This is a genomic window from Acinetobacter sp. 148 (genome assembly GCF_031196675.1).
Taxonomy (GTDB): domain Bacteria; phylum Pseudomonadota; class Gammaproteobacteria; order Pseudomonadales; family Moraxellaceae; genus Acinetobacter; species Acinetobacter baumannii.
In genome coordinates, this window is the sequence record NZ_JAVIMT010000092.1 from 1 (window position 1) to 217 (window position 217).

The 217-nt window shown below is 35.5% G+C and carries 1 pseudogene; it reads right to left on the minus strand.

Going from position 1 to position 217, the window contains the following annotated elements:
* A pseudogene (locus RFX69_RS18655) lies at positions 1–217 on the minus strand (polyketide synthase regulator); the annotation flags it as partial.

Here is a 217-nt window from a genome sequence, read left to right on the forward strand (position 1 = left end):
ATTTAAAGATAACTTTTGCCCGATAATCTGTAATCGTTCATCTAATTGTGAACTTTCCCATAACGCATCAGTATAGACTTGAAATAGCTTATTTCCTGCGTCAAAACGGTCTCTTTGAGCTTGCAAAACGCTCTCAATTACCAAACGGGCTAATCTTAAAAACTCTAAATCAAAACTAGCCCCTAATATTGGAAATCCTAAATCAGTTGCTTCATCT